The organism is Serratia sp. DD3, assembly GCF_000496755.2.
Genome location: NZ_AYKS02000047.1, coordinates 347,401 through 372,240, shown reverse-complemented (window position 1 = coordinate 372,240; position 24,840 = coordinate 347,401). Strand labels below are relative to the sequence as shown.

General features: G+C 47.0%; 24 protein-coding genes, 1 rRNA gene and 1 pseudogene. 15 read left to right on the top strand and 11 right to left on the bottom strand.

The annotated features are described in order from the left end of the window. Positions 1-148, bottom strand: a 16S ribosomal RNA gene (locus tag IO95_RS09225); the annotation flags it as partial. A gap of 499 nt (positions 149-647) precedes the next feature. Here IO95_RS09225 and IO95_RS09220 point away from each other — a divergent pair. Continuing rightward, a complete protein-coding gene (locus IO95_RS09220) occupies positions 648-1,337 on the top strand; it encodes a FadR/GntR family transcriptional regulator (RefSeq protein ID WP_023489581.1) in 690 nt (229 codons plus the stop codon). Between the two features lie 83 nt (positions 1,338-1,420). Here IO95_RS09220 and rbsR read toward each other — a convergent pair whose 3' ends face one another. The 10 genes and pseudogenes from rbsR to asnA form a co-directional block, all read right to left on the bottom strand. Continuing rightward, positions 1,421-2,422, bottom strand: coding sequence for a ribose operon transcriptional repressor RbsR (gene rbsR, locus IO95_RS09215; RefSeq protein WP_037384916.1), 1,002 nt, complete (start codon positions 2,420-2,422; stop codon positions 1,421-1,423). A gap of 3 nt (positions 2,423-2,425) precedes the next feature. Beyond that, a complete protein-coding gene (gene rbsK / locus IO95_RS09210; RefSeq protein ID WP_023489579.1) occupies positions 2,426-3,355 on the bottom strand; it encodes a ribokinase in 930 nt (309 codons plus the stop codon). A gap of 61 nt (positions 3,356-3,416) precedes the next feature. Further along, positions 3,417-4,304 carry a ribose ABC transporter substrate-binding protein RbsB gene (rbsB, locus tag IO95_RS09205; protein WP_037384913.1) on the bottom strand — a complete coding sequence of 296 codons (888 nt, stop codon included), beginning with the start codon at positions 4,302-4,304 and terminating at the stop codon, positions 3,417-3,419. A 25-nt stretch (positions 4,305-4,329) separates the two neighbouring features. Beyond that, positions 4,330-5,298: a ribose ABC transporter permease gene (rbsC, locus tag IO95_RS09200; RefSeq protein WP_023490701.1), complete on the bottom strand. Its 969-nt coding sequence runs from the start codon at positions 5,296-5,298 to the stop codon at positions 4,330-4,332. A gap of 6 nt (positions 5,299-5,304) precedes the next feature. Beyond that, positions 5,305-6,810 (bottom strand): ribose ABC transporter ATP-binding protein RbsA, encoded by a 1,506-nt coding sequence (gene rbsA, locus IO95_RS09195; protein WP_023490700.1) that lies wholly within the window; start codon positions 6,808-6,810, stop codon positions 5,305-5,307. A gap of 7 nt (positions 6,811-6,817) precedes the next feature. Then, complete coding sequence (gene rbsD, locus IO95_RS09190; RefSeq protein WP_023490699.1) at positions 6,818-7,237, bottom strand: D-ribose pyranase; 420 nt, start codon at positions 7,235-7,237, stop codon at positions 6,818-6,820. 208 nt (positions 7,238-7,445) lie between these two features. Next, positions 7,446-9,314, bottom strand: coding sequence for a low affinity potassium transporter Kup (gene kup / locus IO95_RS09185; protein WP_037384911.1), 1,869 nt, complete (start codon positions 9,312-9,314; stop codon positions 7,446-7,448). Positions 9,315-9,503: 189 nt separating this feature from the next. Continuing rightward, positions 9,504-10,529: an ATP-binding protein gene (locus IO95_RS09180; RefSeq protein WP_023492807.1), complete on the bottom strand. Its 1,026-nt coding sequence runs from the start codon at positions 10,527-10,529 to the stop codon at positions 9,504-9,506. 59 nt (positions 10,530-10,588) lie between these two features. Then, positions 10,589-10,879 (bottom strand): annotated as a pseudogene (locus IO95_RS24020) (zinc ribbon domain-containing protein); the annotation flags it as partial. 4 nt (positions 10,880-10,883) lie between these two features. Then, complete coding sequence (asnA, locus tag IO95_RS09175; protein WP_037384909.1) at positions 10,884-11,876, bottom strand: aspartate--ammonia ligase; 993 nt, start codon at positions 11,874-11,876, stop codon at positions 10,884-10,886. A gap of 155 nt (positions 11,877-12,031) precedes the next feature. Between asnA and asnC the strand changes: the two genes are divergently transcribed. From asnC to IO95_RS09105, 14 genes are all read left to right on the top strand, one after another. Beyond that, positions 12,032-12,493: a transcriptional regulator AsnC gene (gene asnC / locus IO95_RS09170; RefSeq protein ID WP_037384906.1), complete on the top strand. Its 462-nt coding sequence runs from the start codon at positions 12,032-12,034 to the stop codon at positions 12,491-12,493. A 146-nt stretch (positions 12,494-12,639) separates the two neighbouring features. Next, on the top strand, positions 12,640-13,080 hold the full coding sequence (mioC, locus tag IO95_RS09165) for an FMN-binding protein MioC (RefSeq protein WP_037384903.1): 441 nt from the start codon (positions 12,640-12,642) through the stop codon (positions 13,078-13,080). Between the two features lie 381 nt (positions 13,081-13,461). Continuing rightward, the gene (gene mnmG / locus IO95_RS09160) at positions 13,462-15,351 is read left to right on the top strand and encodes a tRNA uridine-5-carboxymethylaminomethyl(34) synthesis enzyme MnmG (protein WP_037384900.1); all 1,890 of its coding nucleotides are present in this window, start codon (positions 13,462-13,464) and stop codon (positions 15,349-15,351) included. A gap of 134 nt (positions 15,352-15,485) precedes the next feature. Beyond that, on the top strand, positions 15,486-16,109 hold the full coding sequence (gene rsmG, locus IO95_RS09155; RefSeq protein ID WP_037385004.1) for a 16S rRNA (guanine(527)-N(7))-methyltransferase RsmG: 624 nt from the start codon (positions 15,486-15,488) through the stop codon (positions 16,107-16,109). A gap of 120 nt (positions 16,110-16,229) precedes the next feature. Continuing rightward, entirely contained in the window at positions 16,230-17,177 is a 948-nt protein-coding gene (locus tag IO95_RS09150) for a glycosyltransferase family 9 protein (RefSeq protein WP_235186757.1), read from the top strand. Positions 17,178-17,811: 634 nt separating this feature from the next. Next, positions 17,812-18,195 (top strand): F0F1 ATP synthase subunit I, encoded by a 384-nt coding sequence (gene atpI, locus IO95_RS09145; protein WP_037384896.1) that lies wholly within the window; start codon positions 17,812-17,814, stop codon positions 18,193-18,195. Between the two features lie 22 nt (positions 18,196-18,217). Further along, the gene (gene atpB, locus IO95_RS09140; protein ID WP_037384894.1) at positions 18,218-18,991 is read left to right on the top strand and encodes a F0F1 ATP synthase subunit A; all 774 of its coding nucleotides are present in this window, start codon (positions 18,218-18,220) and stop codon (positions 18,989-18,991) included. A gap of 51 nt (positions 18,992-19,042) precedes the next feature. Beyond that, a complete protein-coding gene (gene atpE / locus IO95_RS09135; protein ID WP_000429386.1) occupies positions 19,043-19,282 on the top strand; it encodes a F0F1 ATP synthase subunit C in 240 nt (79 codons plus the stop codon). A 58-nt stretch (positions 19,283-19,340) separates the two neighbouring features. Next, positions 19,341-19,811: a F0F1 ATP synthase subunit B gene (gene atpF, locus IO95_RS09130; protein WP_023488956.1), complete on the top strand. Its 471-nt coding sequence runs from the start codon at positions 19,341-19,343 to the stop codon at positions 19,809-19,811. Between the two features lie 14 nt (positions 19,812-19,825). After that, entirely contained in the window at positions 19,826-20,359 is a 534-nt protein-coding gene (atpH, locus tag IO95_RS09125) for a F0F1 ATP synthase subunit delta (protein WP_023488957.1), read from the top strand. A 12-nt stretch (positions 20,360-20,371) separates the two neighbouring features. Continuing rightward, positions 20,372-21,913, top strand: a complete 1,542-nt coding sequence (gene atpA / locus IO95_RS09120) for a F0F1 ATP synthase subunit alpha (protein ID WP_023488958.1) — start codon at positions 20,372-20,374, stop codon at positions 21,911-21,913. A gap of 57 nt (positions 21,914-21,970) precedes the next feature. Beyond that, complete coding sequence (gene atpG / locus IO95_RS09115) at positions 21,971-22,834, top strand: F0F1 ATP synthase subunit gamma (RefSeq protein ID WP_023488959.1); 864 nt, start codon at positions 21,971-21,973, stop codon at positions 22,832-22,834. A gap of 31 nt (positions 22,835-22,865) precedes the next feature. Further along, positions 22,866-24,248, top strand: coding sequence for a F0F1 ATP synthase subunit beta (gene atpD / locus IO95_RS09110; protein ID WP_023488960.1), 1,383 nt, complete (start codon positions 22,866-22,868; stop codon positions 24,246-24,248). A gap of 20 nt (positions 24,249-24,268) precedes the next feature. Then, a complete protein-coding gene (locus IO95_RS09105; protein ID WP_023488961.1) occupies positions 24,269-24,688 on the top strand; it encodes a F0F1 ATP synthase subunit epsilon in 420 nt (139 codons plus the stop codon). Positions 24,689-24,840: the final 152 nt, after the last annotated feature.

Sequence of the window (24,840 nt, the reverse complement as noted above, 5' to 3'; positions counted from 1 at the left end):
CCCCCTCCATCAGGCAGTTTCCCAGACATTACTCACCCGTCCGCCGCTCGTCACCCAGGGAGCAAGCTCCCCTGTGCTACCGCTCGACTTGCATGTGTTAAGCCTGCCGCCAGCGTTCAATCTGAGCCATGATCAAACTCTTCAATTAAAAGCTTGATTTGCTAAGTTAATAGCGATGCTCAAAGATTACTGCATGAATTTTACTTACATGAGTCACTCTTTAAGACTTGATATTTTTTTGTTGCCGAAGCAACTGGATATCGTCTTTGTGAGTGCCCACACAGATTGTCTGATAAATTGTTAAAGAGCATGGTTACCAAAACTTCCTGGTAACGCGGGAGGCAGATAATACGCTTTCCCGCTGAAGAGTCAACCTTTTTCTCTACAAGAGACGGTGTTTTCACCGGGTTGCTTCTTCCTGCCTGGGCGACTTGTCAGCCGTTGTTCCCGAGCAGTGGAGGCGCATTATAGGGAGTTCTCAGTTCACCGCAACCCCTAAATTCAAAAAACATTTCAACCGCGTCTTTTTTCGGCAAAGCGCGCTTTTATTCATCTTTTTATCTCTTTTTATTCGGAAAATAGCCATAAACCAGGCTCGCTCTGACGTAAACTGACGGATAACGATGCAGTCAAAGGAAATAGTTGTCATGCAATTTAATATTCAACAACAGGCCGCACAGCGTAATCTTTCCTATTTGCTTGCGGAAAAGCTTGGCCGAAAAATTCTGGCTGGTGAATATCAGGCTGGCTCTATTCTTCCTGGCGAGATGGAGTTGGGAGAAAAATTTGGAGTTAGTCGCACCGCAGTACGTGAAGCGGTAAAAATACTGGCAGCCAAAGGGATGCTGTTGCCACGTCCACGAATTGGTACTCGCGTCATGCCACAAAACCAATGGAATTTTCTCGATCAAGATTTATTGACCTGGTGGATGACAAAGGAGAACTTCGACCAGATTATGCAGCATTTTCTTATCCTGCGGGCTTCTCTGGAACCCCAAGCATGCTCACTGGCCGCAACTCAAGCGACACCACATCAGAAAACGCAATTAACTCTCTTGATGGCAGAAATGAAAGCACTGCACATTAATTTTGACCGTGACCACTGGATTGATATCGATACCCGCTACCATCAGCTTATATACCAAGCCAGCGATAATCCGTTTCTGATTTCATTTGCCAACCTTTTCAGCTCGGTTTATCGAAACTATTTTCAAGCTATTACCGACAATGAAGTCATCAAGCTACAACAACATCAAGCCATTGTTGATGCCATCATAGCGGGTGACAGTATCTCGGCATTGACTGCCTGTCAGATATTGTTACAAGACAACACTTAAATGAAGATGGGGATAACCCTAGATGGCGGCGATGTTGAACCTTGCAAGGGGTTGGCTGGTCACTTAGTTTGACATCTGTTGAGTTAACGCTGACCAACGGAAGCTCGTTGCATCAATTCAGGTGTCAGCACCAGAAGTTGAGCATCACGCTCAGGATCCTGCAATCGATTGATTAATGCGTCGATCGCCAGTTCTCCCAAGGAGTCTTTCGGTTGATGAATAGTGCTTAGTGGGGGAACCAGATACTGTGCAAGCTCAATATCGTCATATCCAATGACTGCCATATCCCTCGGTACCACAAGCCCCGCCTGATATAGTGCCTGATAAACCCCCACAGCAATGGCATCATTCCCTGCAAATACCGCATGTGGCGGATTATCCAGTGCCAAGAGTTGTTTCATGGCGTTGACTCCACCAGCAAACTCAAAATCGCAATGTACTTCATAGCCTAGCAAAATTTCGAGCCCAGCACGTTGCATGGCACGGCGATAACCTTCCAAACGATGGCCCGCGGTCATTTTATCCTGCGGCCCAGCAATACACGCTATTTGGCGGTAGCCCCTGGCAATCAGATGATCGGTTGCCATTTCGCCCCCCAATAACGAGTTATCCTTAATAATATCGTTGGCTCCATCGAATGGGGACCAATCCATCATCACGATAGGTAAAGAGGGGTAACGGCTAAACGCATCTTGTGAAGTTCGATGATTCTCAGTACACATAACCAACAAACCATCAACACGCTTTTGCAGCAGTGTTTCAATACTGTGGTTCATTCGCTCCAGGTCTTCTTCGGTATTACACAAGATCAAGCTATAACCACGTTCGTAACAGCTTCGTTCAACACCACGGACTACTTCGGCATAGAAAGGGTTATTACTGGATGTCACCAACATACCAATAGTATGCGTGGTGTTAAGTTTCAGGCTGCGGGCCAAAGCGGAGGGAGCATAATTAAGTTGTTCTATCGCCACCATGACTTTGGCGCGCACACTATCACTGACAAAGCGATTATTATTAATCACATGTGACACTGTCGAGGTTGAAACACCCGCCAAGCGGGCGACATCTTTCATGGTAGCCAAAATTTACCCCTGGTGCTGCAGGAAGGTGTCTATCTCTTCTCGCCATGGTACTGAGGGTTGAGCGCCTGGGCGAGTAACCGCTATCGCTGCTGCCGCATGGGCAAATCGCACCGCCTCACTGATTGCTTTGCCTTCAAGTAAAGCGGTAACCAATGCACCATTGAACGTATCACCAGCCGCTATGGTGTCCACTGCTTTAACCTTAAAACCGGGAACCAGTTTGCCACCATCACCCTGTTCACTTAACCACACACCTCGGCTACCAAGGGTAATAATCACACGGCTAATGCCTTTATCATGTAATACCTTGGCAGCTCGGGCGGCATCGTCATCATTATTGATGGCAATACCCGTGAGTCGCTGTGCTTCTGTTTCATTTGGGGTGATCATATCGACCATCGCCAGCAAATCATCAGGTAATTCACAGGCAGGCGCGGGGTTAAGAATAACCTGAGTCTGGTGCTGTTTTGCCAGTTTGGCTGCGGCTATCACCGTTTCAAGTGGTGACTCAAGCTGCATCAATAGCGCATCAGCATCAATCACTGTTTGTTGATAGCGACGGAGATAATCAGGGGTCACGGCAGCATTGGCTCCCGCATCAATCCCAATAACATTTTCACCGTCTTCATTGACAAAAATCAGGGCGACACCAGTGGTGTTACCAGGAATAGCTTCTATTGGTTGGGTATCAATGCGATCAGTAACCAGTTGTTGGCGAATACGTTCACCAATATCATCAGCGCCAACACAGGCAATAAAGGTAATATCAGCCCCACTACGCCCAGCAGCGACCGCCTGATTAGCTCCTTTGCCACCAAAAGCAACTTTATACTGCTTGCCTATCACCGTTTCGCCCGGCAAAGGAAATTGTTTTACATTGAGGATATGGTCGGCGTTGATACTGCCTAACACCACCAACTTGCCAGTTTGCATCGCATTGATTCCAGAAAATTACGCGCCATCGTGATAACCACATTGATGGCGCAGAGATGACTTATTTAGTGATCAGTTTCAAGTCAACCGGAATAGTGGCTGGAACCTTCTCGCCTTTCAGTACTTTGTTGGCAGTTTCAACACCCATAGCACCAATCTGCTCTGGACGTTGCGCCACGGTTGCAGCCATTTTACCGCCCTCTACCGCTTTCACCCCATCATCAGTACCATCAAAACCCACTACCACAACATCCGTTTTACCGGCAGTTTGCAATGCACGTAATGCACCCAGCGCCATCTCATCGTTTTGAGCAAATACAGCCTGCACATCTGGATGAGCTGTTAGCAGGTTTTGCATAACGTTCAGGCCTTTAGTGCGATCAAAGTCTGCAGGTTGGCTAGCCAGTAACTTAAATTTGTGTTGCTCCAGTGCTTGTTTGAAACCTTCGCCACGCTCACGTGCTGCAGAAGTCCCTGCGATACCTTCCAATTGGATAACTTTGGCATCAGCACCCACTTTCTTAGCAATAAAATCACCTGCCATTTTACCGCCAGCACGGTTATCAGAGGCGATATGACTAACAACATCACCTTTAGATGCCATACGGTCCAATGTAATAACCGGGATCTTGTTCATATTAGCCATCTTGATGGCATTACCTACCGCATCAGAATCTGTCGGGTTAATCAGTAATAGTTTTGGGCTCTGTACCACCAGATCTTGTACGTTTCCCAGTTCTTTAGCAGGGTTGTTCTGAGAATCCAACACCACCAGGTTGTAGCCCAGTTTGTCAGCTTCTTTTTGTGCACCCTCTTTCATGGCAACAAAGAAGGGGTTATTAAGGGTAGACACTACCAGAGCAATAGTATCTTTTGCCAAAGCATTAACACTCAAGGTTGCAGTCAACGCAAAAGCTGAAACTAAAGTTGCCAGTTTTTTCATTTTCATGGTCGATATTCCTGTAATGGAGAGGTTACTTGCTACTTTTGTCATCTACCAAAACCGCCAGCAAAATAACCACTGCCTTGACGATCATTTGGTAGTAAGAAGAAACACCCAACAAATTCAAACCATTGCTCAAGAAGCCAAGGATCAGCGCCCCGATCAGTGTACCAACGATCCGCCCTTTACCACCCGCCAGGCTGGTTCCCCCCAAAACGACCGCAGCAATGGCATCCAGTTCATAACCGGTACCTGCCGTGGGTTGTGCCGAGGATAAGCGTGCTACTTCTATCACTCCCGCCAGGGCAGCTAACAACCCGCACAGTGAGTAAACGATGATTTTCACTCTATCGATATTAATGCCGGAAAGACGAGTTGCGGCTTCATTGCCCCCCAAAGCATAGATATAACGGCCCAGGCGGGTATGGTGCAGCATATACCATGCAGCAATAAACACGATAGCCATGATCCAAATTGGCGTAGGCACCCCCAACGGGCGGCCAATACCAAACCAGCCAAAGGCATCAGCAACATCAGTAAAACCGGTGTTGATCGGGCTGCCATTGGTGTACACCATGGTGACACCACGGAGTAACAGCATCATCACCAAGGTTGCAATAAATGCCTGAACTTTACCTTTGGCTACAATAAACCCGGTACCGGCGCCTACAAGAGCACCTAATGCCAGCGCAGCAGCAACCGCAGCGACGGCATTGATTTCAAGCCCTACCATAGAGGCAGCTATCGCACCAGTCAGCGCCAGTAATGAGCCTACTGAGAGATCAATACCAGAAGTGAGGATCACCAACGTCATCCCGACCGCCATAATGGCGTTCACTGATGTCTGCTGTAGGATATTGAACAGGTTATTGACAGTGAAAAAATTCGGGCTCATTGAAGAAACCACGGCAATCAGCACCAGCAGCGCTATCAGTGATTTTTGCTCCAACAGCCACTCTTTACTAAACCAGCGCTTAGCCGCGACAGTCTGTGAACTCATATCTGATTACTCCTGCTTTACGCCGTATTGCTTGCCGACAGCGGCAGCCATCAGCACTTCCTGGGTAGCCTGTTCAATTGGGAACTCTCCGGTGAGATGACCTTCATGCATAACCAAAATGCGATCACTCATTCCCAGTACTTCAGGCATTTCCGAAGAGACCAGAATGATGCTCAACCCTTCCTGCTTAAACTGATTAATTAACTGATAAATCTCTTTCTTCGCCCCGACATCGACACCACGAGTAGGTTCATCAAGGATCAACACTTTTGGCCGAGTCATCAAACCGCGAGCTATCGCCACCTTTTGCTGATTTCCGCCGGAAAGTAACCCAATAGGCTGTTCCATTGAAGGGGTTTTTATATTGAACAAACGGATAAAATCACTCACGGCGACTTGTTCATCTGAATGCTTCAAGCTACCACCAGCACGGCTGAAATAACGCAGGGCAGTAAGCGACATATTTTCCTTTACTGACATCCCCAGTACCAGGCCATCACGCTTACGGTCTTCAGAAATATAGACGATGCCGTTTGCCAGACCATCTTGGGGAGAGTGGGTGATCACATCATGACCATCCAGATTCACTGTGCCACTTTTGCGTGGTGCAGCGCCATATAGGATTTTCATTAACTCGGTACGGCCAGCACCCATCAAGCCAGCAACACCCAAAATCTCACCGCTGTACAGAGTAAAGCTGACATCATTAACACCCGGGCCGGAAACATGGCTAACTTGCAGACGTTTTTCACCTCGAGGCAAGTTCAGGCGTGGATATTGCTCTTCCAATTTGCGCCCAACCATCATTTCAATCAGCGTATCTTCCTGCAATTGAACAACCGGCTGTTCAGCAATAAACTGCCCATCACGGAAAATGGTCACATCGTCGCAGATTTCAAAGATCTCTTTCAGTCGATGGGAAATATAAACAATGCCACACCCTTCGGCTTTCAGCTCATTGATCACATTGAACAGAGAGGCAGTTTCAGTGTCGGTCAGCGCATCGGTAGGTTCATCCATGATGATAACTTTAGATTCAAAGCTCAACACTTTGGCGATTTCCACCATTTGCTGATCACCAATCGACAATTCCCCGACCAGACGGTGGCTGCTATAACGCAGGTTGAGGCGTGCCAGCAGTTTGTCCGCTTCGGCATACATACGTTTCCAGTCAATGCGGCCAAACCGATTGACAAATTCACGCCCCAAAAAGATATTTTCAGCAATGGTTAGCTGTGGGATCAGGTTCAGTTCCTGATGAATGATGCCGATGCCCGCCTCCTGCGAATCCTTCGGCCCATTGAAGGTCACTTCTTTACCAAGATAGTACTGACTGCCAGCATCTTTGCTGTAAATACCAGTAAGCACTTTCATCATGGTTGACTTTCCGGCACCGTTTTCCCCCACCAACGCCATTACCCTACCTGGGTAAACGCTGAGGGCAGCGCCAGAAAGTGCTTTCACGCCGGGAAAGGCTTTATCAATCCCTTTAAGTTCCAGTAAAGGTTGCATAAATGCCTCAGAATGTTACGCCGGCGCAGAGGATCACATTCGCATAAGGCGAACATTCTCCACTGCGTATCACCGCCCGGCTATGTTCAGTTTGCACTTTAAAAGCACTATGGCTGATATAGCTTACACTGATGGTGTTTCCCTGGAGTTGGCCAATTTGTTTTAGTTGAGCCAGTAACATTTCATGGAGCGACGGATTATTTTTAACAATCTCTTCCGCCAGAATAGCGCTTTCTACCTGCATTTCCTGCGTGACCACGCCGACAACCTGTAAGAATGTCGGCACACCTTGAGTCAGAGCCAAGTCAATACGCTGCGTTGTCGCCGGAATCGGCAGTCCCGCATCGCAAATCGTGATCTGATCAGTATGTCCGAGGCGAGATACAACCGCAGAAACATCACAATTCAGTAGTACGCCTTTTTTCATTTTTTAGATTAACTCCAACAGCGAAACGTTTCGCTCACCATAGAGTTTAGAAAAATTTCTGAGAAAGACAACTCAATAATCGAAAAAATGTGATCGCCATCGAAACGTTTCGCTTACCTGGTTAATTTCATTCAAGCTACCGTTTACCTACCTCTGTAACTTGAATGATTCGATGAGAAAATTTGATTTAATTAATAAATTCAGATTGTTATATCTCCACTTGGGTACCCAGTTCTAGAACTCGATTAGGTGGGATCTCAAACTGATCGGCAGCCCTCAGCGCGTTACGGCTTAATGCAATAAACAATTTCCCCCTCAGTAGCAAATACCAGGGGCGTTTACTCAGTATCAGTGACTCATGGGACATAAAAAACGATGTTTCCATCATTCGGCAAGGTAACCCTTCCAATCCGCAACGGTGAAAAATATCCTCAACATTAGGTCTTTCACGCCAACCATAGCGAGCGACAACACGCCAGAAAGTCGGCGATAACTGTTCAATTGTCACCCGTTGGACATTAGGCACATAGGGGGCATCTTCGGTACGCAAGGTAAGCAGGACAACACGTTCATGTAATACTTTGTTGTGCTTTAAGTTATGTAGTAACGCAAATGGAATGACATTAATCGCACGCGACATAAACACCGCCGTTCCAGGAACGCGAACCGGGGGAGATTTCTCCAATGAAGCTATCATTGCTTCAAGAGAGTTACCGTGTTCGTGCATCTGACGCAACAAGCGAAAACGTTCACTTTTCCAAGTTGTCATGATAATGAACATCATCAATGCCATCACCAGTGGCAGCCAACCGCCGGAAAAGAGTTTCATCGCATTGGCTAAGAACATAGGAACATCAATAATCAGCAATATCAGTAAAATACTCAGTACAAAATAGCGGTTCCAATGCCAATTTTTAATCGCAACGCAAGTAATAAGAATACTGGTCAACACCATGGTGCCAGTAACAGCGATACCGTAAGCCGCTGCCAGATTACTGGAGTGTTCAAAACCGACAATCACCAAGATGACAGCAAGATAGAGTGTCCAGTTAATCACCGGGATATAAATCTGGCCAGACTCCATCTCCGAGGTATGAATAATACGCATCGGCGACAAATACCCCAGACGCACCGCCTGACGAGTCAATGAAAACACGCCGGAAATGACTGCCTGAGAAGCGATAACAGTAGCCAATGTGGCAAGAATCAGCAAAGGAATCAGCGCCCAGTCAGGAGCAAGCAAGAAGAACGGGTTTTTGATGGCCTCGGGTGATTTCAGCAACAACGCCCCTTGACCGAAATAATTGAGTACCAATGAAGGTAACACCACCGCAAACCAAGCCAAACGGATTGGAAATTTACCAAAGTGGCCCATATCGGCATACAAGGCTTCCACTCCGGTAATTGCAAGAACCACCGCTCCCATGGCAAAAAAGGAGACTGTCTTATATTCAACAAAGAAGTTGAATGCCCACTTAGGGTTGAGGGCCTGCAACACTTCAGGATTAGCAATAATACTGCGCACACCGAGTAACGCCAACGCGATGAACCACAGCAACATTACTGGCGCAAAAAGTTTGCCGACGCTGCCGGTACCATGCTTTTGGATAGCAAATAATAGAGTCAAAACCAGAATGGACAAAGGAACGATATAGGGTTCGAGTGAAGGTGCGGCGATTCCCAACCCTTCAATTGCCGACATAACCGATATCGCCGGGGTAATTACCACCTCGCCATAAAAGAAGCTGCCACCAACCAAACCCAGAATAACCAATAATGACGTGGTACGTGCCGATGTATTGCGCCCGGCCAACGACATCAAGGTCAGAATACCCCCTTCACCCGCATTATCTGCACGCATAACGTAAGTGAGGTACTTCAAAGAAACGATAACAATCAACATCCAAAAAATAAGAGATAAAAACCCGAATACCACATCAGGACGGACCTCAAAACCATAGTGCCCAGAAAAACACTCTCTTAAGGTATAGAGCGGGCTGGTCCCTATATCACCATAAACCACCCCAATTGCTGCCAGAGTGACTGCCGATAACGGCTGCTTGTGTTCAGTATTCATAATTTTTTTTGCTAGCTCAACCAACTATCCCTACCAAAAAATACCCCAGTTGTTTCACGTTACGTAAAAATCCGCAAACACTAGGGACACACTGTATGCATCATTTAACCTGCATACCTATGCTTATCACTGATGATAAAAATAAACAAAATATGAATAACCCTGTGGGCTCCTACCTTGATGGAGCAGTTACCACTTTGAAGGTAAATACTGGATATAATACAAAGGCATCACCATGTTGGTTTGCTCTAATGGTGAAGAACCTTGCGTACCAGTTAATTTAAATGTTTTTCTTGGTGCGCACTTTTCTATATAGGAGGCCAGCGATTTAGCGCGTGTCCTTTTGCCGCTTTTTACTTCTATTGGGACAATATTGCCCTCATTATTTGAGATAATGAATTCGATTTCTGCGCGAGCATCATTCCACGAATAGCTAGGGTCAACGCCAATGGCAGCAAGCTCTTGTTGTACAAAATTTTCAGCTATATAACCTTTGTACTCATAGTGTTGCTGTTTAATTTCTTTATAACTGCTGCCCAACATATGGTTAAGCAAGCCCACATCAAACAGAAATAATTTAACCTTATTTTCTTTTTTGTAGGCAGCAAGTGGGGCTTTGGGCGTACCTTCAATGGGGTAGTTAGCCAGCGCCAAACGGCAGCATCTTAACCAATGGATAGCGGTTTCAAAATCGCTATAGCGATATTTACGGTTATGGACGTTTTTAAACTTAAAGCGTTTAACCGATTCATCTAAAACCAGGGAAAGCTGCGCGGGTATGCTATTGAACACTGACTCAATCAATGTTGCATCAACCTTACCGGCGTATTTAGCAAAATCACGTTGGTAGCCTGCGACTAAATCAGCATGAATTTTAGCGACCTTTGCAACGCGCTCTAAAATGCCCAACTCTTTGAATTGGTACCAAGCGACAACCGCTTCCGGCATGCCACCAGTAAAAAAGTAATCCGTCAGCTTATCCATCAATTTGCTATGCGCTGCGGGAGTACTAGCTTGCGTATCGAATGCCTTGATCAACGCCGATTCTTTTGAGGCATAAATAAATTCTTGGAAGGTAAGTGGGCGTAAATTGTATTGCTCGACCTTGCCAACAGGAAAGGCGTTAAGCGGTTTGCTAAAGTGGATAACGTATATCAGGAAGCCACTGTGCGATAGCGAACTGAATGAATACGAACCATTATCATCCGTTCTCATTACAAAATAGACAGGGTTGACATCCTCTCCGCCCTAAAGGGCGAAGACCCCTACAACATTCAGACTGAAGTCTGACTCGACTCGGCGGGTTCCTGCCTCATCGAGCGGCCTAAAGCTGCCCTCTCTCCACAGACTAACGCGGCGTGCCCCGCCGCTAAAATATTACGCGCGCCGTTTATATCAGCGTTTTCTGTATATCCACATTCCATACACCTGAACTGACTTTGTGACTGGCGGTTTTCTTTCCTTGTATGACCACAGCAAGCGCATTGCTGGCTGGTGTAGGCCGGATTAATCGCCAGCACATGACCACCCCACCAGCACTGCTTGTACTCAAGCTGGCGGCGCTGATACTTATAACAACCCTTCTACAGTTTCACGCACTTCTGGCGCCCATACACCGCACTGCACCTGACCAATATGTGGCAATTGCAGTAACAGCATCACCAGACGAGATTGCCCAATACCACCACCAATGGTCTGTGGCATTTCGCCACGCAATAATGATTGGTGCCATTCCAACTTCAGACGATCCAAATCGTCAGTCAAGGTCAGTTGACGTTGCAGGGCTTCAGCATCAACCCGGATCCCCATCGACGAAAGCTCAAATGCGTCTTGCAATACTGGGTTCCACACCAAAATATCGCCATTTAACCCAGCACCATTTTCACTATCTGCCGTGGTCCAGTCATCATAATCCGGTGCTCGTACATCATGGGATTTACCATGAGAAAGCTTACCACCAATACCAATCAGGAATACCGCGCCCAATTCTTTGGCAATAGCACGCTCACGGCCTTTGGCATCCAGTTCTGGATAACGTTGCAGTAGGGTTTCGCTGTGAACAAAGTGGATCTGCTCTGGCAGGAACGGTACTAAACCATATTTCTGGCTAACCGCGAGTTCCGTATCCTTTATTGCAGCATAGATCTGCTTAACCGTCTTTTTCAGATAAGCCAGGTCACGCTCACCATCACCCATGACGCGTTCCCAGTCCCATTGATCCACATACACTGAATGAATCGGGGTCAGACGATCTTCGTCCGGACGCAGCGCTTTCATATGGGTATACAGACCCTCACCAGCACTGAAATCGTAGCTACCCAGTGTTTTACGTTTCCATTTAGCCAATGAATGCACTACTTCAAACGTAGATGCAGGCAAGCTTTTCACCTTTACTTGAACCGCTTTCTCACTACCGGAAAGGTTGTCTTGAGTGCCATCACCGAGTCGACTGAGGATTGGAGCCTGAACTTCAATCAAACCAAGCTGTTGTTCCAGTTGGTTGGAAAAGAAGGATTTCACAAAGCTGATCTGTTGCTGTTTTTGAATATACTGCTTTTTCATTACGGTATCTCTTTAATAACCTGTTTAGTTGCCAACGATTAAGCAACAGAATGATACTTGAATTCAATATCCATCAATAAATATTGCCTTTTTCTTTTTAATCGTTCATTTTTAATCCGTAATAATTCAATAATCATCAATTAAAGAGGGTTTTAATGGCAGAAATTTATCAGATCGATAATCTCGATCGCGGCATTCTGAACGCCTTAATGGAAAATGCCAGAACACCTTATGCTGAACTGGCAAAAAACTTTAGTGTTAGCCCGGGCACCATTCATGTACGGGTTGAGAAAATGAAACAGGCGGGGATCATTACCGGTACCCGAGTTGATATCGATCCTAAACAACTGGGTTATGATGTCTGCTGCTTTATCGGCATTATCTTAAAGAGTGCCAAGGATTACCCTTCAGCCCTAAAAAAACTGGAAAATCTGGAAGAGGTGGTTGAAGCCTACTATACCACTGGCCACTATAGTGTATTCATCAAGGTTATGTGTCGTTCGATAGACGCATTGCAGCAGGTCCTTATCAATAAGATCCAGACTATCGACGAGATCCAGTCAACAGAAACCCTGATCTCGCTGCAGAATCCCATTATGCGTACCATCACACCTTAGTACTGATTCTATCCACATTTATCCAAGTTGCGTCCAACCCGCCTACAGCTTGGATAAATGCTAAAACATACACATATTATCCACTGCTAGATCCCAACTAATTCACAGCGTACAATAGCTCCTCTTCAGCAAGGTTAGGATCATTCATGGCAGACATTACTCTAATCAGTGGCAGTACGCTTGGCAGTGCAGAATATGTTGCAGAACACTTAGCCGAACAGCTCGAAGCAGCGGGTTTCTCAACCGAAATATTGCATGGTCCGGAATTGGATGAACTGACGTTATCTGGCTTATGGTTGGTGATATCTTCTACTCATGGAGCCGGCGATTTACCAGAAAACCTGCAATCCCTGGTGGAACAGATTAAACAACAACAACCGGATTTATCCTTGGTGAAGTTTGGCGCCGTGGGGTTAGGTAGTTCTGAGTACGATACTTTCTGCGGGGCGATCAAACAGCTTGATGAGCTTCTGCAAGAAAATGGCGCAAAAAGGATCGGTTCACGTCTTGAGATCGACGTCACCCAACATGAGATCCCCGAAGATCCCGCCGAAAAATGGCTCAGTGATTGGATTATTTTGCTCTAATTGATTAAATAATAAGCGAACGATTGTGTATAACTAGGCTTTAAAGCAGGGGAAAACCCGTAGTTATCCCTATAATAACTTAGGTACTCGGCTAGGCCTGTGTATAACATGCCTTTTAGATCCCAGCTTATACTGACCAGGATCACCGATCATTCACAGTAAATGATCCTCTTTAATTTAATGATATAAATAGAGAATGTTGAGTTATGCACAGAAGATCGTGATCCTAATAAGAGATCTAATAAAGAGATCTTTAAATAAAAAGATCTTCTTTTTATTACCCGTCGATCCTGACCACTTGGTCGATCGTCTAAACTTGAGTAGAATCCCTCCCCCAGGACAAACAATGATTGTTCGCCAGTTCTTTTGAGGTGCTGTTCCATGTTTTATCCAGAGCAATTTGACGTCATTATTATCGGTGGTGGCCATGCTGGCACTGAAGCAGCCATGGCTGCTGCGCGTATGGGGCGTCAAACGTTATTACTGACTCACAATATCGATACGCTTGGACAAATGTCCTGTAACCCGGCGATTGGTGGTATTGGTAAAGGGCATCTGGTTAAAGAAATTGATGCACTTGGCGGCTTAATGGCGACGGCGATCGATCAGGCTGGGATCCAGTTTAGAATACTAAACGCCAGTAAAGGACCGGCTGTCAGAGCCACCCGCGCTCAGGCAGATCGTGTGCTGTATCGCCAAGCAATTCGCACAGCGTTAGAAAACCAACCTAATTTGATGGTCTTTCAACAAGCGGTTGAAGACTTGATTGTCGAAAATGATCGTGTTGTTGGTGCGGTTACCCAGATGGGATTAAAATTCCGCGCCAAAGCGGTCGTCCTGACGGTGGGAACCTTCCTTGATGGCAAGATCCATATCGGGTTGGAAAACTACAGTGGTGGCCGAGCAGGAGATCCGCCATCGATCTCTTTATCACGACGTCTGCGTGAGCTGCCGTTGCGTGTCAATCGTCTAAAAACGGGCACACCACCCCGTATTGATGCGCGAACAATTGATTTTAATCTGTTAGAACCACAGTTTGGGGATACCCCACTCCCAGTGTTCTCTTTTTTAGGGAATGCTAACCAGCATCCGCAACAGCTACCTTGCTATATCACCTATACCAATGAAAAAACGCATGAAGTGATCCGTAGCAACCTTGATCGTAGTCCAATGTATGCCGGGATCATCGAAGGGATCGGGCCACGTTATTGCCCATCGATCGAAGACAAAGTCATGCGCTTTGCTGATCGTAATGCACACCAGATCTTCCTTGAACCGGAAGGTTTAACCAGTAACGAAATTTATCCCAACGGTATTTCTACCAGTCTGCCTTTTGACGTACAGATGCAAATTGTTCGTTCAATGAAAGGAATGCAGAATGCCCGTATTGTTCGCCCTGGTTATGCTATTGAATATGACTTCTTTGATCCTCGGGACTTAAAACCAACGTTGGAAAGCAAATTTATCCAGGGGCTGTTCTTTGCTGGCCAGATAAATGGGACCACCGGTTATGAAGAAGCTGCCGCACAAGGTTTGTTGGCTGGCTTGAATGCTGCACTCCATGCTACGGAACAGGAAGGGTGGTCACCACGCCGCGATCAGGCTTATCTTGGTGTGCTGGTGGATGATCTCAGTACATTAGGCACCAAAGAACCATACCGTATGTTTACCTCGCGCGCTGAGTATCGTCTGATGCTACGTGAAGATAACGCAGATTTGCGCCTGACAGAAAAAGGCCGTGAATTGGGATTGGTTGATGATGTACGTTGGCAGCGTTACTGTGAGAAGTTGGAGCGCATTGAGCAAGAACGTCAGCGCTTGCGTAATATCCTGGTCCATCCGCATTCAGAGCATGTGGAACTGGTTAATGTTCTGTTGAAATCGCCATTATCGCGAGAAACTAACGGCGAAGAGCTTTTGCGCCGCCCAGAGGTCGATTATCGCCTATTAACCTCCGTGGCTGTTTTCGCTCCGGCACTCACTGATTTACAAGCTGCCGAACAAGTAGAAATTCAGGTTAAATACGAAGGATATATTGCCCGTCAACAAGATGAGATCGAAAAACACCAGCGTCATGAGAATACCGTATTGCCGCTGGATCTTGATTATCGCCAGGTTTCAGGTTTATCGAATGAAGTGATTGCCAAACTTAACGATCATAAACCTAACTCGATCGGTCAGGCTTCTCGTATTTCAGGCATTACCCCGGCGGCGATCTCTATTTTATTGATCTGGTTAAAAAAACAAGGGTTATTGCGGCATAGTGCCTAATACTGTTCTATGGTCGTTTCGTTTCTACTGAGAAACGGCCACTGACATCTTTGCATGTCTGAATTATTATTGATTGTCTTAAGAGGCAGTTCCTGATTGGTCTGCTGTTCTGCATCTGTCAGAGGACATTAGTGGTGCAAAAAAAACTGGATTCATTGCTTTCTGCGGCAGGAATTGCGCTTCCCGATCAGCAAAAAAGCCAATTACTGGCTTATGTCGATATGCTCGACAAGTGGAATAAAGCTTACAATCTCACTTCAGTCCGTGATCCACAACAAATGCTGGTTCGCCATATCATGGATAGCATCGTGGTTAATTCCCATCTGACCGGTTCACGCTTTATCGATGTAGGTACTGGCCCTGGTTTGCCTGGTATTCCGTTGGCTATTGTACGGCCTGATGCGCATTTCACTCTGCTTGATAGCTTGGGCAAGCGTGTCCGTTTCTTACGCCAGGTGCAGCATGAACTGGGTCTGAAAAATATCGAGCCAGTACAAAGCCGTGTGGAGGAGTTCATTGCGGATCCGACATTTGATGGTGTAATCAGCCGTGCTTTTGCGTCATTACAAGATATGCTGGTTTGGTGTCACCACTTGCCAACACCAGGCCAAGGGCGTTTCTATGCATTGAAGGGAGTCTATCCCGAAAATGAACTGGCACCATTGCCAGCGGGCGTTTCTTTGGAGTCTGTGGTCCGTCTGCAGGTGCCAGAGTTGGCGGGGGAACGCCATTTAGTTGTACTATCAACCATTGAATAAATATTGGCATCGTTTAAAAGAGATATGCTGCTTGTTTTATAAAGGGATTCATTAATGAAAATATTACTGATCAGGCGAGAAAATATCGGTGACCTGATTTTGACCACCCCGCTTATCTCGATGCTAGCAAAAGATCACCAAGTTGATGTGTTGGTTAACTCTTATAACATGTCAGTACTCGATGGTAATCCTAATGTCGCCAACATTTATTACTACACCAAGTCGCACCATGAACGATCGCTCAAGGCTAAAATGGGTGCCTTTATGCATCGTTTGCAGACCACCTATCGTATCCGTCGAGCTGGTTATGATGCCGCTATCGTTGCTGGGCAGTGGAACAAACGGGCGGTGATGTGGGCAAAACTCTCTGGTGCTAAACGAATTATTACCATTGGTGACGATGCGCCTGATATTGTCACCGACAAAATTCCGTATGTACAAGGGACAAGTCATCATATCGTAGAAGAGTTATCGCTCCTGGCAAAACCGCTCGGTTGTTATCAAACCCCGGGGAAAGCAGAACTGTATGTAACAGCAGATGAGATAAAAAAAGCGGAAGAAAAAGTATCTAAAAATGACAAGATACCGCTATATGGTCTGCAGATCAGTTCTAGAAAAATCAATCAGAGATGGTCAGTTAACCATTTTATTGAACTTGCTCACCGATTAGCCGAGCGTGAACCCTGTAAAATCATGCTTTTTTGGTCCCCTGGTTCGAGTAATAATCCGACTCACCCTGGTGATGATGAAAAAGCAGATTTAGTGGTAGAGGGCTGCCGTGACATAGATTTGATCCCTTACAGAACCAACAACCTTCGTGAATTGATGGCAGGTATGGCTTTATGTGATCAAATTGTCACCAGTGATGGCGGCGCATTACATATCGCTGTGGGGGTAGGTAAACCGGTCGTTGCGTTGTTTGCAGGTCATGACTCCTCATTTTGGGGCCCTTGGCAAGTACCATCACGGGTTCTGGAGTCAATGGATAATGATGTGAAGAGCTTATCTGTCGACAGTGTCTATGATAAATTCGTGGATTTGAGAACTGATATTATTAAATTTCAATAAGTTGTAATTTTTTTGAAGGTAACTGCTGTCAGATAGTATGCGGTTTTTGATAAACCTATCTGGTCACACCTTTAACGACGTGTTTATGTTATTTGCCTGACCCCATTGTTACTCAAATGGTAATTGTTACTCAAATGGTAAACAGTGGGCAGCAACTTGAATTAACCTGGTTATAAATGTCAGTAAAATGTTTTTGCATGGTATTACGATTGTTTTTTAAAAGTTTACTTACAATACTTTGATTTGTAATCTTTTTTATAGCTCGATTAGCTAAAGACAATGGGCGTTAAATTGGATTATAAATTAGCGCTAAAATTTACTGTGATAGACAGCACATTTACTGATGCAATAGCCTAGTAACTAGGCCAGTAAGTGTGATAGAGCAAAGGGCGGTTTCTATTGAAATGTGTCTCAAAGGGGAAAATTTAAATAATTGTTCACCTTTTTGCTACTTATTGATTGAATTCGTTGGAGTGGCCCGTATAATTTGCACGGTTTTTGCTACTTGACTCATAGCATTGAAGGCTGTTTCATTACCCATGTTCATGCAAGTTGCAACTAGACGGCAATGACGCGGGTTTTACAGGAATATGCCACTCAGTTTACCCTTCGGGGTACGGAGAGAACAAACGTCATGTCTGTGTTCCTTTACAATGGAAGAGTAGCACGCAAATTGCTGTTTCTGCAGTTAATGACTTTTGTTCTGATCAGCATGGGTTTCGGGTTGAAAAGCCTGGAATGGGGTGTTTCAGCATTGGCCGGAGGCCTTGCTGCCTGGTTACCCAATGCTATGTTTATGCTGTTTGCCTTGCGCCATCAGGTGCAGACACCAGCACCTGGTCGGGTTGCTTGGTCGTTTGCTATTGGTGAGGGGTTGAAGGTCGTGATCACCATCATTTTGTTGATTGTGGCACTTGGGGTGTTCAAAGTGGCATTTATGCCGTTAGCCCTGACCTATTTAGCGGTGTTAGTGGTGCAGATAGTGGCACCTGCCGTGATTAACAGTTACCGAAATTAACTATACAAAGGGTAGAGGCATCATGTCTGCAGAAGTCTTAACTCCGCAGGAGTATATCAGTCACCACCTGACGCATCTTCAGGTCGGGACGGGTTTTTGGTCGATTAATGTCGACTCGATGTTTTTCTCTGTTGTCCTCGGGGTTGTTTTCTTGGCGATTTTCCGCAAAGTGGCTAAACATGCTACCAGTGGTGTCCCGGGTAAGTTGCAAACTGCGGTTGAGATGATCGTCGGTTTTGTCGATAACAACGTCAAGGATATGTACCACGGTAAGAGCAAGGTGATTGCACCGTTAGCGTTGACAGTATTTATCTGGGTATTTTTGATGAACCTGATGGATCTGCTTCCGGTCGATTTTCTGCCGCACATTGCGACAATGGCAGGCCTTCCTGCACTGCGTGTTGTGCCTACGGCAGATGTCAATATCACCTTATCGATGGCACTGGCCGTATTTATCCTGATTCTGTTCTATAGCATCAAAATGAAAGGTATTGGTGGATTCGCTAAAGAGTTGACCATGCAGCCATTCAACCATCCGGTGTTTATACCTATCAACCTGATCCTTGAAGGTGTCAGCCTGCTGTCCAAGCCTGTTTCTCTCGGGTTGCGACTGTTTGGCAACATGTATGCGGGTGAGTTGATCTTCATCCTTATTGCTGGTCTGTTGCCGTGGTGGTCACAGTGGGTTCTGAGCTTGCCTTGGGCAATCTTCCACATTCTGATCATTACGCTTCAAGCCTTTATTTTCATGGTTCTGACGATTGTCTATCTGTCGATGGCGTCTGAAGAGCACTGATTTTCTTAAAACACTTGCACTTTTATAAACTGAAATAAACTGGAGACTGTCATGGAAAACCTGAATATGGATCTGCTGTACATGGCTGCCGCTGTGATGATGGGTTTAGCGGCAATCGGTGCTGCGATCGGTATCGGCATCCTGGGGGGTAAATTCTTGGAAGGTGCTGCACGTCAGCCTGACTTGATCCCTTTACTGCGTACACAGTTCTTTATCGTTATGGGCTTGGTTGACGCCATCCCGATGATTGCTGTGGGTCTGGGTCTATACGTAATGTTTGCTGTTGCGTAAGCAGAGTTCACTCGCTGCGAAGAAACCACATTTTAAACTTTTATAGAGGCATTGTGCTGTGAATCTTAATGCTACAATCCTCGGCCAGGCTATCGCGTTCATCCTGTTTGTCTGGTTCTGCATGAAGTATGTATGGCCGCCAATTATGGCTGCCATCGAGAAGCGTCAGAAAGAAATTGCTGATGGCCTCGCTTCTGCAGAGCGTGGCAAAAAAGATTTGGACTTAGCGCAAGCCCATGCGACCGAGCAGTTGAAAACTGCCAAAGCGGAAGCCCAGAAAATCATTGAGCAGGCAAACAAACGCAAAGCTCAGATCGTGGACGACGCCAAAGCGGAAGCCGAGCTGGAACGCAACAAAATCGTGGCGCAGGCCCAGGCTGAGATCGATGCCGAACGTAAGCGCGCTCGTGAAGAGTTGCGTAAGCAGGTGGCGATGTTGGCCATTGCAGGCGCCGAGAAAATAATCGAACGTTCCGTGGATGAAGCTGCTAACAGCGACATCGTTGATAAACTGGTCGCTGAACTGTAAGGAGGGAGGGGCTGATGTCTGAATTTATTACTGTAGCTCGCCCCTACGCCAAAGCAGCTTTTGACTTTGCCGTTGAGAACCAAAGCATAGAACGCTGGCAGAAAATGCTGACGTTTGCTGCTGCTGTTACTGGTAATGAACAGATGGCAGAACTGCTTTCCGGTGATATCGCACCCGATACGCTATCTAAAACATTTATAGCGGTTTGTGGTGACGAGTTCGATGAGCATGGCCAGAACTTTATCCGTGTAATGGCCGAAAATAGGCGTTTACAGGTTCTTCCTGCGGTACTGCAACAGTTTATTGCATTACGTGCCACACTGGAATCAACCGTCGAAGTCGACGTGCTCTCTGCGAGCGCACTGAACGATGAACAGCAGGCCAAGATTGCCGCTGCGATGGAAAAACGTTTATCACGCAAAGTTAAGCTGAATTGCAAAATTGACAAGTCTGTACTGGCCGGTGTCATTATCCGTGCCGGTGATATGGTGATTGATGGCAGCGTTCGCGGTCGTCTTGAACGCCTGGCAGACGTCTTGCAGTCTTAAGGGGACTGGAGCATGCAACTGAATTCCACCGAAATCAGCGAACTGATCAAGCAGCGCATTGCTCAGTTTAATGTAGTGAGCGAAGCTCACAATGAAGGTACTATCGTTTCCGTCAGTGACGGGATCATCCGTGTACACGGTTTGGCCGAAGTTATGCAGGGCGAAATGATCGCACTGCCGGGTAACCGTTATGCCATTGCATTGAACCTGGAGCGCGACTCTGTGGGTGCGGTGGTCATGGGGCCATACACGGATCTGGCCGAAGGCATGAAAGTAAAATGTACCGGTCGTATCCTGGAAGTGCCAGTAGGTCGTGGTTTGCTGGGGCGTGTAGTTAACACCCTGGGCGAACCTATTGATGGTAAAGGCCCGGTTGATAATGATGGCTTCTCTCCCGTTGAAACCATTGCCCCTGGCGTTATCGAACGTCAGTCGGTTGATCAGCCGGTACAGACTGGTTATAAATCAGTCGATGCCATGATTCCAATTGGTCGCGGTCAGCGTGAGTTGGTGATCGGTGACCGTCAAACCGGTAAAACTGCACTGGCTATTGATGCCATCATCAACCAGCGCGATTCTGGTATCAAATGTGTTTACGTGGCGATTGGTCAGAAAGCATCTACCATTTCTAACGTGGTACGCAAACTGGAAGAGCACGGTGCACTGGCTAACACCATTGTGGTGGTTGCTACGGCATCTGAATCAGCCGCATTGCAATATTTGGCGCCGTATGCCGGTTGTGCAATGGGTGAGTATTTCCGTGACCGTGGTGAAGATGCACTGATTGTTTATGATGATTTGTCTAAACAAGCTGTTGCTTACCGCCAGATTTCCTTGTTGCTTCGTCGTCCACCTGGTCGTGAAGCATACCCTGGTGATGTTTTCTACCTCCACTCCCGTTTGTTGGAGCGTGCAGCTCGTGTTAATGCGGAATACGTTGAAGCTTTCACCAAAGGTGAAGTTAAAGGGAAAACCGGTTCACTGACTGCGCTGCCTATTATTGAAACTCAGGCGGGTGACGTTTCTGCATTCGTTCCGACTAACGTAATTTCGATTACCGATGGTCAGATCTTCCTGGAATCCAACCTGTTTAACTCCGGTATTCGTCCGGCAGTTAACCCGGGGATCTCAGTATCCCGTGTGGGTGGTGCAGCACAGACCAAGATCATTAAAAAACTGTCCGGTGGTATTCGTACCGCACTGGCACAGTATCGTGAACTGGCTGCGTTCTCTCAGTTTGCTTCCGATCTGGACGACGCAACACGCAAACAACTCAGCCATGGCCAGAAAGTTACTGAGTTGCTGAAGCAGAAACAGTATGCGCCAATGTCTGTTGCCCAGCAGTCTCTGGTGTTGTTTGCTGCCGAGCGTGGCTACCTGAACGATGTTGAAGTCGCGAAAGTTGTGAGCTTCGAAGAGGCTCTGGTTGCTTATGCTGATCGTGAGCATGCCGAACTACTGAACCACATCAACCAAACTGGTGCTTATAACGACGAAATCGAAGGAAAGCTGAAAGGCATCCTCGATACCTTTAAAGCAACCCAGTCCTGGTAACGCGTAGCAACCTGTCGTTGAATGATGGCAGGTTGCTGGCAATGAGGAGAATCAGAGATGGCCGGCGCAAAAGAGATACGTAGTAAGATCGGCAGCGTGCAAAACACGCAGAAGATCACCAAAGCGATGGAGATGGTCGCCGCCTCCAAAATGCGTAAATCGCAGGATCGCATGGCGGCCAGCCGTCCTTATGCAGAGACCATGCGTGCGGTGATTGGTCACCTGGCGTTAGGGAATCTGGAATATAAACACCCGTACCTGGATGAGCGTGATGTTAAGCGCGTAGGGTATCTGGTGGTGTCAACTGACCGTGGTTTGTGCGGCGGCTTGAATATTAACCTGTTCAAGAAGCTGCTGACAGAAATGAAAGGCTGGTCTGAAAAAGGCGTCGAAGCTGATTTGGCGTTAGTTGGCTCCAAAGCCACTTCTTTCTTCGGTTCTGTGGGCGGTAAGGTGGTTGCCCAGGTCACTGGCATGGGGGATAACCCGACATTGTCAGATTTGATCGGTCCAGTGAAAGTGATGCTGCAAGCCTACGACGAAGGTCGTTTAGACAAGCTGTATATTGTCAGCAACAAATTTGTTAATACGATGTCTCAGGAACCTCAAATTGTTCAACTACTCCCGTTACCGCCTTGCGAAGACGATGAGTTGAAGCGGAAATCCTGGGATTACCTGTATGAACCCGATCCTAAGGTGCTGCTTGATACGTTGCTGCGCCGCTATGTGGAATCACAGGTTTATCAGGGTGTCGTGGAAAACCTGGCCAGTGAGCAGGCCGCCCGAATGGTTGCAATGAAAGCCGCAACGGATAACGGCGGTAGCCTGATCAAAGAGCTGCAGTTGGTATACAACAAGGCGCGTCAGGCCAGCATCACTCAGGAACTCACCGAAATCGTTTCGGGAGCCTCCGCGGTTTAACCAGGTTTACGAATTACGTAGAGGATTCAAGATGGCTACTGGAAAGATTATCCAGGTAATCGGCGCCGTAGTGGACGTCGAATTCCCTCAGGATGCCGTACCAAAAGTGTACGATGCTCTTGAGGTTGAAAACGGTACCGAGAAACTGGTGCTGGAAGTTCAACAACAATTGGGTGGTGGTGTCGTCCGTTGTATCGCCATGGGAACCTCTGATGGTTTACGCCGTGGCCTTCAGGTCACTGACCTGCAACACCCGATTGAAGTCCCGGTAGGTAAAGCTACTTTGGGCCGTATCATGAACGTGTTAGGTCAGCCTATCGATATGAAGGGTGACATTGGTGAAGAAGAGCGTTGGGCTATCCATCGCCCGGCACCTAGCTACGAAGAGTTGTCCAACTCTCAGGAACTGCTGGAAACCGGTATCAAGGTTATGGACCTGATCTGCCCATTTGCTAAAGGCGGGAAAGTAGGTCTGTTCGGTGGTGCGGGTGTGGGTAAAACCGTAAACATGATGGAGCTGATTCGTAACATCGCCATCGAACACTCTGGTTATTCGGTGTTTGCGGGCGTGGGTGAACGTACTCGTGAGGGTAACGACTTCTACCACGAAATGACCGACTCCAACGTACTGGATAAAGTTTCTCTGGTTTACGGCCAGATGAACGAGCCACCAGGTAACCGTCTGCGCGTTGCGCTGACCGGGTTGACCATGGCGGAGAAGTTCCGTGATGAAGGCCGTGACGTACTGCTGTTCGTCGATAACATTTATCGTTATACCCTGGCCGGTACCGAAGTGTCTGCACTTCTGGGCCGTATGCCATCGGCGGTAGGTTATCAGCCAACACTGGCGGAAGAGATGGGTGTTCTGCAAGAACGTATCACCTCTACCAAGACCGGTTCTATCACTTCCGTACAGGCGGTTTACGTTCCTGCGGATGACTTGACTGACCCATCACCAGCCACCACGTTTGCTCACTTGGATGCGACTGTGGTACTGAGCCGTAACATTGCTTCTCTGGGTATCTACCCGGCTGTTGATCCGCTGGATTCTACCAGCCGTCAGCTTGATCCTTTGGTAGTAGGCCAAGAGCATTACGATGTTGCGCGTGGCGTGCAGTCTATATTGCAACGCTATCAGGAACTGAAAGATATTATCGCCATTCTGGGGATGGACGAGCTGTCAGAAGATGACAAGCTGGTGGTATCCCGTGCGCGTAAAATCCAACGTTTCCTTTCTCAGCCGTTCTTCGTGGCAGAAGTCTTCACCGGTTCACCGGGCAAGTTCGTATCGCTGAAAGATACCATTCGTGGTTTCAAAGGCATTATGGCTGGTGACTACGACCACCTGCCGGAGCAGGCGTTCTACATGGTTGGCACCATTGAAGAAGCAGTGGAAAAAGCCAAGAAACTGTAATGCCTTGAGAGGAGGTTGATATGGCTATGACTTACCATCTGGATGTGGTCAGTGCGGAAAGAGAGATGTTTTCCGGGCTGGTACAGAAAATCCAGGTGACTGGTAGCGAAGGTGAGCTGGGGATTTACCCTGGTCATGCGCCGCTGCTGACTGCCATCAAGCCTGGTATGGTGCGTATTGTTAAACAGTTCGGTGAAGAAGAGTTTATCTACTTATCTGGCGGTATCCTTGAGGTACAGCCAAGTATGGTCACCGTGCTGGTAGACACAGCCATCCGTGGATCGGATCTTGACGAAGCGAGAGCGCTGGAAGCTAAGCGCAGAGCTGAAGAGCACATCCGTACTTCTCATGGTGATGTCGACTATGCTCAGGCCTCCGCTGAACTGGCGAAAGCGATTGCAAAATTGCGTGTTATCGAGCTCACCAGAAAAGCGATGTAATGGTGTACACCACATCCAGAAATCAGAAAGCGGCCTTTATGGTCGCTTTTTTTTTGTATTAAAATAAGCGGCTCAATCAGGCTGATATTGCTATCTATCGCTACTTACAGAGGAATAAAAACGTCTCTGATCGCCGACAGTTTTTTCGTTGT